At 60.5% G+C, this 13,839-nt stretch carries 12 protein-coding genes; 3 read left to right on the top strand and 9 right to left on the bottom strand.

The genetic code is table 11. The features are described from left to right. The first annotated feature begins 5 nt into the window (after positions 1-5). Entirely contained in the window at positions 6-1,967 is a 1,962-nt protein-coding gene (locus tag HMPREF2896_RS09360; RefSeq protein WP_070719301.1) for an ATP-dependent DNA helicase, read from the top strand. Here the strand turns inward: HMPREF2896_RS09360 and HMPREF2896_RS09355 are convergent. The 4 genes from HMPREF2896_RS09355 to nrdF form a co-directional block, all read right to left on the bottom strand. Beyond that, complete coding sequence (locus tag HMPREF2896_RS09355) at positions 1,964-2,689, bottom strand: peptidyl-tRNA hydrolase (protein ID WP_070719298.1); 726 nt, start codon at positions 2,687-2,689, stop codon at positions 1,964-1,966. The two genes, HMPREF2896_RS09360 and HMPREF2896_RS09355, sit on opposite strands and share 4 nt — an antisense overlap. After that, positions 2,682-3,875 carry a phosphoserine phosphatase SerB gene (gene serB, locus HMPREF2896_RS09350; RefSeq protein ID WP_070719296.1) on the bottom strand — a complete coding sequence of 398 codons (1,194 nt, stop codon included), beginning with the start codon at positions 3,873-3,875 and terminating at the stop codon, positions 2,682-2,684. The genes HMPREF2896_RS09355 and serB overlap by 8 nt, the downstream gene beginning before the upstream one ends. Before the next feature lie 103 nt (positions 3,876-3,978). Further along, a complete protein-coding gene (gene ctaD / locus HMPREF2896_RS09345; RefSeq protein ID WP_070645904.1) occupies positions 3,979-5,670 on the bottom strand; it encodes an aa3-type cytochrome oxidase subunit I in 1,692 nt (563 codons plus the stop codon). A gap of 339 nt (positions 5,671-6,009) precedes the next feature. After that, positions 6,010-6,999: a class 1b ribonucleoside-diphosphate reductase subunit beta gene (gene nrdF / locus HMPREF2896_RS09340; protein WP_070443354.1), complete on the bottom strand. Its 990-nt coding sequence runs from the start codon at positions 6,997-6,999 to the stop codon at positions 6,010-6,012. Between the two features lie 104 nt (positions 7,000-7,103). On the opposite strand from nrdF, the gene HMPREF2896_RS09335 reads away from it, so the two are divergent. After that, positions 7,104-7,814, top strand: coding sequence for a FadR/GntR family transcriptional regulator (locus HMPREF2896_RS09335; RefSeq protein ID WP_070525284.1), 711 nt, complete (start codon positions 7,104-7,106; stop codon positions 7,812-7,814). On the opposite strand, the gene nrdE is transcribed toward HMPREF2896_RS09335, so the two are convergent. The 5 genes from nrdE to HMPREF2896_RS09310 all read right to left on the bottom strand — a co-directional run bounded on the left by nrdE (position 7,811) and on the right by HMPREF2896_RS09310 (position 12,763). Further along, positions 7,811-9,973, bottom strand: a complete 2,163-nt coding sequence (gene nrdE, locus HMPREF2896_RS09330) for a class 1b ribonucleoside-diphosphate reductase subunit alpha (RefSeq protein ID WP_070719376.1) — start codon at positions 9,971-9,973, stop codon at positions 7,811-7,813. The genes HMPREF2896_RS09335 and nrdE overlap by 4 nt on opposite strands. A 62-nt stretch (positions 9,974-10,035) precedes the next feature. Then, positions 10,036-10,461 (bottom strand): class Ib ribonucleoside-diphosphate reductase assembly flavoprotein NrdI, encoded by a 426-nt coding sequence (nrdI, locus tag HMPREF2896_RS09325; protein ID WP_070719294.1) that lies wholly within the window; start codon positions 10,459-10,461, stop codon positions 10,036-10,038. A 9-nt stretch (positions 10,462-10,470) separates the two neighbouring features. Further along, positions 10,471-10,710: a glutaredoxin-like protein NrdH gene (nrdH, locus tag HMPREF2896_RS09320; RefSeq protein ID WP_070443347.1), complete on the bottom strand. Its 240-nt coding sequence runs from the start codon at positions 10,708-10,710 to the stop codon at positions 10,471-10,473. Between the two features lie 478 nt (positions 10,711-11,188). After that, on the bottom strand, positions 11,189-11,311 hold the full coding sequence (gene ykgO, locus HMPREF2896_RS09315) for a type B 50S ribosomal protein L36 (protein ID WP_003847162.1): 123 nt from the start codon (positions 11,309-11,311) through the stop codon (positions 11,189-11,191). A gap of 123 nt (positions 11,312-11,434) precedes the next feature. Beyond that, positions 11,435-12,763: a sugar porter family MFS transporter gene (locus HMPREF2896_RS09310; protein WP_070719293.1), complete on the bottom strand. Its 1,329-nt coding sequence runs from the start codon at positions 12,761-12,763 to the stop codon at positions 11,435-11,437. A 27-nt stretch (positions 12,764-12,790) separates the two neighbouring features. Between HMPREF2896_RS09310 and nadE the strand changes: the two genes are divergently transcribed. After that, positions 12,791-13,615: an ammonia-dependent NAD(+) synthetase gene (nadE, locus tag HMPREF2896_RS09305; RefSeq protein WP_070719291.1), complete on the top strand. Its 825-nt coding sequence runs from the start codon at positions 12,791-12,793 to the stop codon at positions 13,613-13,615. The last annotated feature ends 224 nt before the right edge of the window (positions 13,616-13,839 follow it).

Below are 13,839 nucleotides of genomic sequence, written 5' to 3'. Positions count from 1 at the left end.
CTGACATGCACGACACAACGGTTGACCTTCTCGACGCCGCAGTCTCTTCCCTCGGCGGCGCGCGGCGTGCCGGCCAGGTGCGCATGGCGGAGGCCGTAACCACCGCGTTAGAAAAGGAACGCCACCTCGCTGTGCAGGCAGGAACTGGTACGGGTAAGTCCCTGGCTTACCTCGTGCCCGCCTTCCGCCACGCGCAAGGAACCGGACACACGGTGATCGTCTCCACCGCCACGCTGGCGCTGCAGCGGCAGCTCGTGGAGCGGGACCTTCCGCGTCTGGCCGAGGCCCTCGAGCCGCACCTGGAGAAGAAGCCCACCTTCGCCATCATGAAGGGCCGCTCCAACTACGTCTGCCTCAACAAGGTGTCCCGCGCCGCCGAACTGGAGGATGAGGACGCGCTACTCGACGAAGACTCGGTCTCCCACCTCGGCCGCCACGTCCAACGTGTCTATGAATGGGCGGAAGACACCGAGACGGGTGACCGTGAGGATTTGGAACCGGGCGTGCCCGACCTCGCGTGGCGGCAAGTCTCCGTCACCTCGAACGAATGCCTCGGCGCCACACGCTGCCCGCACGGCGAGGACTGCTTCGCGGAACTCGCGCGACGCCGCGCGGCGGACGTCGATATCGTGGTCACCAACCACGCGCTGCTCGCCATTGACGCAGTAGCAGACATCAATATCCTGCCGGAACACGATGTCGTCATCATCGATGAGGCCCACGAGCTAGATGGCCGCATCACCTCGGTTTCTACCGCCGAAATCACCGGGCGCGCGCTGAAGATGGCGGCCAGCCGCGCCAAGTCTCTCGGCGCCAACGGCAAGGACCAACGCCTCGCTGAGCAGGCCAACGAGCTGAGTCAACTCCTCGGAGAATTCGCGCCAGGCCGCTGGACCGACTTGCCAGAGGAAGCCAAACAGCAACTCATGAGCGTGGCGGACACGCTGGCCGACTGCCGCGACACCATCGCCCGCGCCCCCGAGGGTGAGCAGTCCCAAGACCCGGAAAAATCTGCGGAGCGCCAGAACCTGGCCAATCACCTCGCTAGCCTCGTCGAAGCCATCGCTCGCATCCTTGACGTTTTCGCTACCGGTGACCCCGCCGCGCATGCCGACGTAGTCTGGCTGGAGCGCGATGACCGCACGCTGAACGACACCCTCGCCGTGGCCCCGCTCTCCATCGCCGGGATGCTGCACGAAAAGCTCTTCGGCGAACAAACCGTGGTGCTGACCTCCGCCACGCTGGCCTTGGGAGGGCGCTTCGACGCCATGGCCGCGCAGTGGGGCCTGCCGAAGGGCACGTGGGACAGCCTTGATGTGGGTTATCCTTTCGACCCCGCGCGCAGTGGCATCTTATATACCGCGTCGCACCTACCGCAGCCGGGCCGTGACGGCCTCAGCCCCGAGACGCTCAAGGAGATCCGCGAGCTCATCATGGCTGCGGGCGGGCGCACGCTCGGGCTCTTCTCCTCGCGGCGAGCCGCGCAGCAGGCAGCCGAGGAACTCAAGCCCACGCTCCCCTTCGATATCTACCTCCAGGGCGAGGACTCCATCGGCGCTCTCGTGGACAAGTTCACGAAGAACGAAAACTCCTGTCTTTTCGGCACGCTAACCCTTTGGCAGGGCGTCGACGTACCGGGTCCTGCTTGTTCCCTGGTCCTCATCGACCGCATTCCCTTCCCGCGCCCGGATAACCCCCTCATGCAGGCTCGCACCGAGGCCGCGAAGGCCGCCGGGCGCAACGGCTTCATGGAAGTCTCCGCCACGCATGCTGCATTGCTTATGGCCCAAGGCGCGGGCCGTTTGCTGCGCTCTGCTAACGACCGCGGCGTCGTCGCAGTACTGGATAACCGCTTAGTAACCAAGCGCTATGGCTCCTACTTGAGGGCCTCGATGCCACAGATGTGGCCCACGAGCGACCCGCAAGTCGTGCGCGGGGCTCTCCAGCGCCTAGTCGAAGCCCGTTAGGGGCGGCGCAGCGCGCAGACCGTAGCTGAGTCTGGGGCAACTTCGGTGAAGCCGGCGTCGTGCACCACAACAGCACCGGGGCGAGCGCATGCCGCTGCAAAGTCCGCAGTGCCGAGTTCGCGCACGGAAAGCGAAAAGTCCCGCGCTGCCCAGTCCTCTACTTCCTTGAAGCTCATTGCCGCAGCCAGCAGCATTGAACCATGCCCCACTTGCGCCGCAGCCTTTCCGGCGCTCATGGCAAGGGATGAGTCGATGTAGATCACGGGGTCGTCGGCAAGCGCGGGGCCCGGCTCATCCTGCGGGAGATCAGTATGGCCGATCTGCAGCTTGGCGACGAGCGGGTGCACATCCTGTACCGCCGAGGGGACGAAGACACGCGCGCGGTCATTGACAGTGACCCCAGGCAGAGCCTGTACATCGCGCCACGCCTTGTTGCGCGCGCGGCGGGCCACCTTGCGGATGCGGTGGCCGTACCACTGCCCCAAGGCCTCGGCGAAGGCCCCATCCTGCCCGGCCCGATCGTCGAGGCAGAGCTTGACCACACCCCGCGCCGCTGCCTCCAGCACCTCCGTGCGCGTGGGCGTGTCTTGCTTGGGCAGGTTGAGCGCTATCTGCATCGCCTGGATGGTCTCGGGCTTGTTGGGGTCCTCGGGATCATCCCGCCAGCTCCGCTCGCTGCACGCGGCCACGAGGCGGCGGTGGGCCTCGCGGAGGTTATTCACTGGCGACTTCCTCCATGGGGATGCCCAGGATTTGCAGGATTTCATCCATGTACGGATGGTTGACCGAGGTATCCGCAACCTCTCGCAGTGCGGGTTTGGCGTTGAAGGCGATGCCCAAACCGGCAGCGGAGATCATGTCGATATCGTTGGCACCGTCACCAACCGCCACGGTCTGCCGCATGCTCAGGCCCGAATCCGCAGCAAATTCGCGCAGGAACATCTCCTTGGCCTTACGGTCCACGACGTCCCCGATGACCCGGCCGGTGAGCTTGCCGTCCTCGATCTCGAGGGTATTGGCGCGCACGTAGTCGAGGTCGAGCTCTTTAGCTAGATCCTCGAGGACCTGAATGAAGCCGCCAGACACCACCGCAACGCGGTAGCCCATGCGCTTGAGCGTGCGGATGGTGGTGCGCACGCCTGGAGTCAGACGAATATCGTTGGCGGTTTCCTTAATCACCGATTCCGGCAACCCGGCCAAGGCGGCGACGCGCTCGCGGAGAGACTCCTCGAAGTCCAGCTCACCGCGCATAGCGCGCTCCGTCACGGCGGCAACCTCTGCCTCCTTGCCGGCGTGGGCGGCTAACATCTCGATAACCTCGCCGGTGATGAGGGTGGAATCGCAGTCAAAGCAAATAAGCCGCTTTGAGCGGCGTTGCAGGCCGGAGCGCTCAATGGCGATGTCGACGCCCTGCTCCGTGGCCAAGCGGGCCAGCATTGCGCGGACTGGGTCGGAAGCTCCCTCAATGGTGATGTAGAGCTCGAGACCGTTGAGCGGGTAGGTAGAAAGACCGCGGATGCGGTCGATGTTGACGTTCAGGTTGGCCAGCTCCTTGGCAATCGCCGACATGTGGCTGGCGTTGAGCTGGCGTCCTAGCACCACGACGACGTGCGTGGAGCGCGGCCGTGAGGTTGCCTCCTCTTCCCGAAGATCCACGTTGATGGATTGGGCATAAATGCTCAACGTGTTGCGTAGGCCCTGCTCGAGCGCTTCGAGGCTGGAGGCCTGCACCCGGATATACGCAGAAAGGGAGATACGGCCGGAAAAAATAGCCTGTTCGGCGTCGACGAGCTCGACGTTGTGGGAGCTCAGGACTCGGAAGAAGGCGGCCGATACGCCGGGCTTGTCGGGGCCAGAGGCGGTGACAACGGCGAAGACTTGTTCACTTTGATTATCCACGGGCCTCATTATCGCACACCGCGATCCTGGAATCTCCACCTACGGCAAACGCCGCCTCCCCATCGCGGTGATGGGGAGGCGGCGTTTTCAGGAGTACTCAGCTAGTGAGTGCTTAGTGCCCGACGTGTGCTTCCTCGCGCATGCGCTTGACCATGTGCGGGTAGTGCAGCTCGAAGGCCGGACGCTCGGAACGGATGCGCGGCAGGGATACGAAGTTGTGGCGCGGCGGCGGGCAGGAGGTAGCCCACTCGAGGGAGTTGCCGTAACCCCACGGATCGTCCACGGTGACGATCTCACCGTAGCGCCAGGACTTGAAGACGTTCCACACCAGCGGGATAACCGATGCGCCGAGAACGAAGGAGAAGATGGTGGAAATCTGGTTGAAGACCGTGAAGCCATCAGACTCCAGGTAGTCAGCGTAACGACGCGGCATACCCATGTTGCCCACCCAGTGCTGAACCAGGAAGGTGCCGTGGAAGCCAATGAAGGTCAGCCAGAAGTGAATCTTGCCCAGACGCTCATCCAGCATGCGGCCGGTCATCTTCGGGAACCAGAAGTACAGACCACCGAAGGCGGAGAAGACCACGGTACCGAAGAGGGTGTAGTGGAAGTGAGCAATCAGGAAGTAGGACTCAGCAAGGTGGAAGTCCAGCGCCGGAGAGGCCAGCATAATACCGGTCATACCACCGAAGAGGAAGGTAGTCAGGAAGCCCATGGCGAAGATCATTGGGGTATCCCAGGTGATATGACCCTTCCACATCGTGCCGACCCAGTTGAAGAACTTCACGCCGGTCGGAACCGCAATGAGGAAGGTCATGAAGGAGAAGAACGGCAGCAGGACGGCGCCGGTCACGAACATGTGGTGAGCCCACACAGCCATGGACAGTGCACCGATGGCCAGCAGAGCGAAGACGAGGCCAATGTAGCCGAAGACCGGCTTACGGGAGAAGACCGGAACAATCTCGGAGATGATGCCGAAGAACGGCAGTGCCAGGACGTAAACCTCCGGGTGGCCGAAGAACCAGAAGAGGTGCTGCCACAGGATGCCGCCACCGTTGGCGGAATCGAAGATGTGGCCACCCAGCTTGCGGTCATAGAGAACGCCCAGCGCTGCGGCGGTCAGCAGCGGGAAGATCATCAGCACGATGATGGAAGCGGTGAAGACAGCCCAGGTGAAGACCGGCAGACGGAACATGGTCATGCCTGGCGCACGCAGGGTGAGAACCGTGGTGATCATGTTGATGGCGGAAGCAATGGTACCGACACCGGTAGCACCCACACCAACAATCCACATGTCAGCGCCGATGCCCGGGGTGTGAACCGAGTCAGCCAGCGGCACGTACATGGTCCAGCCGAAGTCAGCAGCACCGCCCGGGGTCAAGAAGCCCGCGAGCATCACGATGCCGCCGGTCAGGGTAATCCAGAAACCGAAAGCGTTCAGACGCGGGAAGGCCACATCCGGTGCACCAATCTGCAGGGGCAGAACGTAGTTACCGAACGCCCACACCACTGGTGTTGCAAACAGCAGCAGCATAACGGTGCCGTGCATGGTGAACAGCTGGTTGAACTGCTCGTTGGACAGGAACTGCAGTCCTGGGGTGAAAAGCTCAGCACGAAGAAGCAGAGCCATAAAGCCACCGAGGAAGAAGAAGCTGAAGGACATGATCATGTACATGATGCCCAGCTGCTTGTGGTCGGTGGTGGTTAGCAACGTCCACGCCTTGGAACCGGTCTTTGCATTACCAGTCGGCTCCGGACGTGTAGGCGCGACGTAATCGTCGAGCCGTGGCGCCACAGCGGTCATAAAATCCTCCTGAAGAACAAGCGTTTAACCACATCGGTATCACGCGTTTTCACGCGCCACACGCTCAGCGATCAAACACCTAGGTTTACTCGCATTATATTAGGCCACCTCAGGGCCAAATTTCCAGCGCTCTGTTATTTTCCACCGCCCTCGCTAGCCCCGTTTGGAGCAGATAACCCCTTGTACGCGGCCGACCCGCCGCAGCGCACCTTAACGCTCGGTGATATAGAACACAGAAGGTCGGTGCTGTAGGCCCCGGAAAGCCAAAAACGCACCCCCTGAAAGAATCAAACTTTCGGTTGATCCTCTCGGGAGGTGCGCGGTACCGACAGGGAGGGCTTAGAAGTCCCAGTCGTCGTCGGTGGTTTCCTCGGCCTTGCCAATTACGTAGGAAGAGCCGGAGCCAGAGAAGAAGTCATGGTTCTCATCGGCGTTCGGAGACAACGAAGACAGGATCGCTGGGGACACGCGGGTTTCATCCGCGGGGAAGAGACCTTCGAAACCTAGGTTGTTCAGCGCCTTGTTGGCGTTGTAGCGCAGGAAGCGCTTCACATCCTCGGTCCAGCCCAGTTCATCGTAAAGGTCCTCGGTGTAGTCAATCTCGTTCTCATAGAGATCGTAGAGCAAGTCGAAGGCATAGCCCTTCAACTCTTCCTGCTCCGGCTCCGAAAGCTCCTTGTAGCCCTGCTGGAACTTGTAGCCGATGTAGTAGCCGTGAACGGCCTCATCACGAATAATGAGGCGGATGATGTCGGCCGTGTTCGTCAGCTTTGCTCGCGACGAGAAGTGCATCGGCAGGAAGAAACCAGAGTAAAAGAGGAAGGATTCCAGCAGCACGGACGCTACCTTCTTCTTCAGCGGGTTATCTCCCTCGTAGTAGGACATGACGATCTTAGCCTTGCGCTGGAGGTTTTCATTCTCCTCAGACCAGCGGAAGGCGTCGTTGATCATGGGGGTCGACGCCAGCGTCATAAAGATATTGGAGTAGGACTTCGCGTGGACGGACTCCATAAAGGCGATGTTGGTGTACACGGCCTCCTCGTGGGGCGTGACGGCGTCGGGAAGCAGCGAGACCGCACCCACGGTGCCCTGAATGGTATCGAGCAGGGTGAGGCCAGCGAAGACGCGCATGGTGGTCTCCTGCTCCTTCTCCGTCAGCGTCTTCCAACTCGGGATGTCGTTGGACACCGGAACCTTCTCCGGGAGCCAGAAGTTACCGGTCAGGCGATCCCACACCTCAAGATCCTTCTCATCCGGAATGGTATTCCAGTTAATTGCCTTCACCGGAGCCTCGTGGCTAGCGATGTAATCGTCGTACTCGTGAGACACGCACGTCACCTCGTCTTGCTAGTAATTTTGGGGTTCGGTGCCATCGTACCCGCTAAAATTAGGGGCCAAAATTCCAGCGTGTTTTATACTTAAGTCCTGTTCTCATGACCCCAAGTTTCGATGGAATGACTGACTCCTCCGCTCCCCTCCTCAGTACCGTGCTCGACGCTTTGGGCACGGACATCGTCAGCGGCACGCTGGCAGCCGGTGATCGATTTACGCTCACTGATCTCTGCGCGCGTTTCGGTATTTCCCGAACCGTAGCCCGCGAAGCCATGCGCGCGCTCGAGCACCTAGGGATGGTCTCCTCGTCACGCCGAGTAGGTATTACAGTGCTCCCCATCAGTGAATGGGCGGTCTACGATCCCGCAATCATTTCTTGGCGTTTAGGATCCGAGAAATCGCGCGATAGCCAGCGCACCTCTCTTAATGATCTGCGTCTCGCCATCGAGCCTGTCGCCGCGGGCTTAGCCGCGCAGCACGCTTCCCCAGAAGATAAGGAAGAGATTTTGGAGCTGGCCCACCGACTTCAGGTCACGCCAACGCGGCGCGTGGGCGAGCACCTCGCCACAGATCTGCGCTTCCACGCCATGGTTCTCCATGCCTCAGGCAATGAAATGTTCACTGCGCTAAGCCCCTATCTCCTATCCATGGTGCGCGGGCGCTCCCTCTATGGTTCCCGCAAGCGCAACCCCACGGCCGGCACCGCACAGCTCCACCTCGATCTAGCGGAGGCAATCCACCGCGGTGACTCCCCCGAGGCAGAAAAAATCGCACGCGCCATTCTCATTGAGGCGCGTGCGAATAAAGACTAGAGCATGCAGGAAACGCAGCCCTCAACCTCGGTTCCCTCCAGCGCCATCTGACGCAGACGGATGTAGTAGAGAGTCTTAATACCCTTGCGCCAAGCGTAAATCTGAGCACGGTTGATATCGCGGGTAGTGGCGGTGTCCTTGAAGAACAGCGTCAGCGACAGACCTTGGTCAACGTACTTCGTGGCCTCGGCGTAGGTGTCGATGATCTTCTCGTAGCCGATCTCGTAGGAGTCCTTGAAGTACTCCAGGTTGTCGTTGTCCATGTGCGGCGCCGGGTAGTAGACGCGGCCGATCTTGCCTTCCTTACGAATCTCAATCTTAGAGGCAATCGGGTGGATCGAAGAGGTCGAGTTATTGATGTAGGAAATCGATCCGGTCGGCGGCACCGCCTGCAGGTTGCGGTTGTAAATGCCGTGCTTGGCGACGTCCACCTTCAGCTGCGCCCACTCCTCTGCCGACGGGGTGTGGATCGAGGACTTGGCGAAGAGCTCCTTGACCTTCTCCGTACGGGGAGCAAAGTCAGCCGGATCATAGCGGTCGAAGAACTCGCCACTAGCGTAGTCAGACTCGGGGAACTCGCTGAAGTACTCGCCGCGTTCGCGGGCCAGCTTGTTGGAGGCGCGCAGCGCGGCGTACATGATGGCGGCGAAGTAGGCGTTGGTGAAGTCCAAGCCTTCCTCGGAGCCATACTCAATGTGCTCGCGGCCGAGGTAACCGTGCAGGTTCATCTGGCCCAGGCCAATGGCATGGGAATCATCGTTGCCCTTGCGCACGGAAGGAACAGAGTTGATGGCGGTCTTATCCGACACCGCGGTCAAACCACGGATAGCAGTCTCCACCGTCAGCGCGAAGTCCGGGGAATCCATGGTGGCGGCAATGTTCAGGGAGCCAAGGTTGCAGGAAATATCGCTGCCCAAGGTCTTGTAGGTGAGGTCCTCGTTGAGCTCCGACGGGGAGTTGACCTGCAGAATCTCCGAGCAGAGGTTCGACATGTTGATGCGACCGGTCTTGACCGGGTTCGCGCGGTTCACGGTGTCCTCGAACATGATGTACGGGTAACCGGATTCGAACTGCAGCTCCGCAACGGTCTGGAAGAAGTGGCGAGCGTTGATCTTCTTCTTGCGGATACGCGGATCCTCGACCATCTCTTCGTAGTGCTCAGTAACGGAAATATCGCCGAAGGCCTTGCCGTAGACGCGCTTGACGTCATACGGGCTGAACAGGTACATATCGTCGTTGTTCTTCGCCAGCTCGAAGGTGATATCCGGGATCACGATGCCGAGCGACAGTGTCTTAATGCGGATCTTCTCATCCGCATTCTCGCGCTTGGTGTCGAGGAAATTCATGATGTCCGGGTGGTGCGCGTTGAGGTAAACCGCACCAGCGCCCTGGCGAGCACCCAGCTGGTTCGCGTAGGAGAAGGAATCCTCCAACAGCTTCATCACGGGGATGACGCCGGAAGACTGGTTCTCAATGTGCTTGATGGGCGCGCCAGATTCACGGATGTTGGACAGCAACAGGGCCACGCCGCCGCCGCGCTTAGACAGCTGCAGAGCGGAGTTAATGGAGCGGCCGATGGACTCCATGTTGTCCTCGATACGCAGCAGGAAGCAGGACACCAGCTCGCCACGCTGAGCCTTGCCGGCGTTGAGGAAGGTCGGGGTAGCCGGCTGGAAGCGGCCGGTCATGATTTCATCTACAAGGTGCTCAGCCACCTTGGTGTCACCATCCGCCAAGAAGAGTGCGGTCATGGACACGCGGTCTTCGAAGCGCTCGAGGTAGCGGCGGCCGTCGAAGGTCTTCAGCGTGTACGAGGTGTAGTACTTGTAGGCACCCAGGAAGGTCTTAAAACGGAACTTGAAGGCGTAGGCACGCTTGAACAGGGACTTAATGAAATCAAAGTCGTACTGCTCAAGCAGTTCCGGCTCGTAGTATTTGTTGTCCACCAGATAGCGCATCTTTTCTTCCAGATCATGGAAGTAGACGGTGTTCTGGTTGACATGCTGGAGGAAGAATTGGTTCGCGGCCTCACGGTCCTTGTCGAACTGAATCTTGCCGTTCTCGTCATACAGGTTCAGAAGTGCGTTGAGCGCATGGTAATCCAGCTGCTCCTCTGGCTTCACAGGTTCAGCGACGGTCTTACCCAATTGCGTGGTCACGACGTTCACGGGCCTTTCTTTGCTATGGCGAAATGGAGAGACAAAATAATAGGAATGAGGCTTTAGGCGGCTAAACCTAAAGCAGCCGCGTTGGCCAAGAGGCCTTCACGGCAAATTGTGACATCTTCCTCGGTTCCGAGAAGCTCGAAGCGGTACACATAAGGAACCTTACACTTGGCGGCGATGACGTCGCCGGCCTTGCCAAAGTCACTGCCGAAGTTGCTGTTGCCTCCGGCTACGACAGCGCGGATGAAGCTGCGGTTGTGTTCGTCATTCAGAAAACGAATGACCTGCTTGGGAACAGGCCGGGTGTTGTGCCCGCTCATCGATGTCCCTCCCCCATACGTCGGACAAATCAAGACGTAGGGTTCATTCACGGTGAGGGGCTCATCGCTGAGACGCAGCGGGATGCGGGCGCTGGGAAGGCCGAGCTTCTCGACGAAGCGGTGGGTGTTTTCCGTAGCGGAAGAGAAATACACGACCAACATGGCTGTTCCCTAGGCGCTCGCCGCCATAACGGAGAGAGCCTTGATGCGGTCAGGGCGAAAACCGGACCAGTGCTCACCGTGAGCCTCAACGACCGGCGCCTGGACGTAGCCCAGAGCCATGACGTAGTCACGGGCATCATCATCCAGGCTGATATCCACCGTTTCATAGTCGAGACCAGCACGGTCAAGAGCCTTCTTGGTGGCGTTGCACTGGACGCAAGCGGGCTTGGTGTAGAGGGTGATGCTCATGTGACGTTCCTTCAGCTTCCTTCGGCACTACACGCGGAGTGACTGTTGAATTCGATACCAGCAGGGCGCTTAGTAGCCCCATATTAAAGCTTTGAACAGCGGTGCAGAACCGCCGCTCAAGCAACATCAACGACACTATACTTTGTGCTCACACCCCGCAACTAGCACTATATGTAGTAGTTACAAGGGTGATATTCCCAGGATGTAACCCGCCCCGACCCCACATGTTGACACCCCATCACTTCACCGATTGCCACGGCGGTAACTACACGGGTGATATTCCCTGCTCGTTCACCGAAGATTCACCTAGTTTGTGACAAACACCACTCGGGCCCCGGTTTTCGCCTCCCGCACACTGGCACGAAAGACTCCTTAAGCTCACAGAGACAGTTTCAGCCCGGGGCGAGGCAGCAAAAGGAAACCGCCCCCTCCAACAAGCTATGAGCATGCTGAAGGGGGCGGTGCGAGTCCGTACGACTTAGCCCTGGCGAGCCTTGAAGCGCGGATCCTTCTTGTTGATCACGAAGACCTTACCGTGGCGGCGAATAACCTGGGCGCCCGGCTTCTTCTTCAGCGACCGAAGCGACTTGCGAACCTTCATCGGGCGCTCCTTTCGTTATGCGCAATCTTGATGCGATTGATTAGTTCAAAGCACAGCCGGGCAGACACCCAGCAATGACACGAGGAAAAATGTTACCCCACGCGCGCGCCATAACCAAAACACTCAGCTTTCGGAGTAGCGGGAGCGAAGCTGTTCGGCAACATCCTCGAGGCTCTTCCCCGCCGTTTCCGGAACGAGTGCGCGGGTATACCCCACCGCGACGAGGCCTAAGACCGCAAAGATTCCGAAGGCCAGCGAGCCGCCGAGCCACTCGACCACCGGCAAGAAGAACTGCGCCACCGCCCAGTTACTCACCCACAACGCCAGCCCGGCGATTCCCATGCCCAAGCCGCGAACTTCGGGCGGCACAATTTCTGACATGAGCAGCCACGTGGCCGGGGAGACCGCCGCCTGCTGGAAGGCAATGAACGCCGCCATGCACGTCAGCGCCAGCATAGCCAGCGGCGTGGAATCATAGGCGAAGTGATAAGCCACAGCGAGGACCAGGAGCGACGCAACGTTGCCGCTTAATCCTGCTAGCAACAACCGACGGCGCCCCAGTCGGTCGACCACGCGCATGCCCACTAGGCACGCCGCGACGGACACCACACCAATCACCATCGACGTATACACCGAGTTGGTGGTGGAAATACCCACCTGGTTCATCATCGTGGGTGCGAAGTACACGATGGCGTTAACACCCGTAATCTGCTGGGTCAGGCCCATGAGCATGGCAAGCGCGATGGCCCAGCGCATCCAGCGGTGGCGTCGCAAAGCTCGCCATTCACCCGTGTTCGGCCGCGCGCTATGTTCCAACTCCGCTCCCCGCGCGCCAACCCGAGCGCTGACTGCGGCAGCTTCGCGCGTTCGACCTTGTGCCACGAGCCACGCCGGGGTATCGGGGAGTAACACCATGCCGAGCGCCAGCGCCCCACCCGGGACCGCGGCCAGCCCGAGCATCCAATGCCAGCTGCCGCTTGCAGCCAACAGCGAGTTCACCCCGTACGCGAGTAGCTGCCCGACGACGATCATGAGCGTGTTGAGGGAGACCATCCGGCCCCGCACAGCCGCCGGGGTGATTTCGGAGATGTACATCGGGGAGACGATGGACACCGCGCCCACCGCCACGCCAAGGAATGTGCGGGCGGTAGCAAGTTCCGCAGCTGAGTTTGCAAGCGCACACCACACGGAACCAGCCACGAAGATGAGTCCGCCGGCGATGAGGGTTCGACGCCGCCCGATTACGCTCGCCACACGCCCAGCTGCCAGCGCACCGACTGCCGCGCCAACCAACAGCATCGAGGTCACCAGCCCCTCCTCGTGGGCGGACATGCCGAATTCCGGCCCCACGAAGAGAAGGGCACCAGACATCACTCCGGTGTCATATCCGAAGAGCAGGCCGCCCAGGGCGGCTACGCCTGCGACGATCATGACGTAAGTATCTTTGTTCACGGGTTCCTATTGTCGCAGGCGGCTACCATGGGCGTCATGTCACATGAATCCTCAGACCTCCAGCACGACATCATCAAGGCCCTCGGCGTAAAACCCCGTATCGATCCAGCAGAAGAGGTTGAGCGCCGCGTCGCTTTCTTGGTGGACTATCTTCGCGCCACCGGTGCGAAGGGCTTTGTCCTGGGCATCTCTGGTGGCCAAGACTCCACCCTGGCCGGACGCTTGGCACAGCTGGCGGTGGCCCGCGTCGACGGCGCACATTTCTGGGCCGTGCGCCTTCCCCACGGAGTGCAGGCCGACGAGGATGACGCACAGATCGCTCTGGACTTCATCGAGCCTGACTACTCCCTCACCGTCAACATTGCCGAGACCACCACAGCTCTCGACGACGCCGTCGCCAACGCCATGCAACAAGACTCTCTGAGGGATTTCAATCGAGGCAACCTGAAGGCGCGTCTGCGCATGGCTGCACAGTACGCGCTAGCCGGCGAGGTCGGTGCGCTAGTCATCGGTACCGACCACGCCGCCGAAAACGTCACAGCTTTCTTTACCAAGTGGGGCGATGGCGCTGCCGACATCCTGCCTCTCGCCGGGCTCAACAAGCGCCAGGGCGCTCAACTCCTGAAACATCTCGGCGCACCGGATTCCACGTGGAAGAAGGTACCAACTGCTGACTTGGAGGATGACCGCCCCTTGCTCTCTGATGAAGAAGCTCTCGGCGTCACCTACACCCACATCGATGACTACCTCGAGGGCAAGGACGTGCCTGACGACGCCCGCGAGCGCATCGAAACCCTCTGGCGCGGCGGCGCCCACAAGCGCACCATGCCGCTGGGCCCTACAAGCGCCTAAGGTTCCAAGCCCCTTCCTCGCGGGGCTTTTCCTGTTCCGTTTCGGCACCCAGAACGTGCGCCCGAGGCCAGCGTTTCCCCGCACGCCAGTGGCATCTTCTTCCCGGCGGTCAACTTCCTCCCTTCCCATAACGTGAGTCCGTCCGCCCCAACACCTGTAGCGCATATAGCCCCGTGCCCGTGATTGACGCTTCACCCTGAAGTGTCCCAGGTTTTGTTCCGTTT

This window comes from Corynebacterium sp. HMSC069E04 (genome assembly GCF_001813175.1).
Lineage (GTDB): Bacteria > Actinomycetota > Actinomycetes > Mycobacteriales > Mycobacteriaceae > Corynebacterium > Corynebacterium aurimucosum.
This window is presented reverse-complemented; position numbering and strand designations above follow the sequence as displayed.

Coding starts and splice junctions, on each gene's coding strand:
- nadE (WP_070719291.1), top strand. CDS start 12,791: ATGGGCGTCATGTCACATGAATCCTCAGACCTCCAGCACGACATCATC.
- HMPREF2896_RS09360 (WP_070719301.1), top strand. CDS start 6: ATGCACGACACAACGGTTGACCTTCTCGACGCCGCAGTCTCTTCCCTC.
- nrdH (WP_070443347.1), bottom strand. CDS start 10,710: ATGAGCATCACCCTCTACACCAAGCCCGCTTGCGTCCAGTGCAACGCC.
- ctaD (WP_070645904.1), bottom strand. CDS start 5,670: ATGACCGCTGTGGCGCCACGGCTCGACGATTACGTCGCGCCTACACGT.
- ykgO (WP_003847162.1), bottom strand. CDS start 11,311: ATGAAGGTTCGCAAGTCGCTTCGGTCGCTGAAGAAGAAGCCGGGCGCC.
- HMPREF2896_RS09335 (WP_070525284.1), top strand. CDS start 7,104: ATGACCCCAAGTTTCGATGGAATGACTGACTCCTCCGCTCCCCTCCTC.
- nrdI (WP_070719294.1), bottom strand. CDS start 10,461: ATGTTGGTCGTGTATTTCTCTTCCGCTACGGAAAACACCCACCGCTTC.
- serB (WP_070719296.1), bottom strand. CDS start 3,875: ATGAGGCCCGTGGATAATCAAAGTGAACAAGTCTTCGCCGTTGTCACC.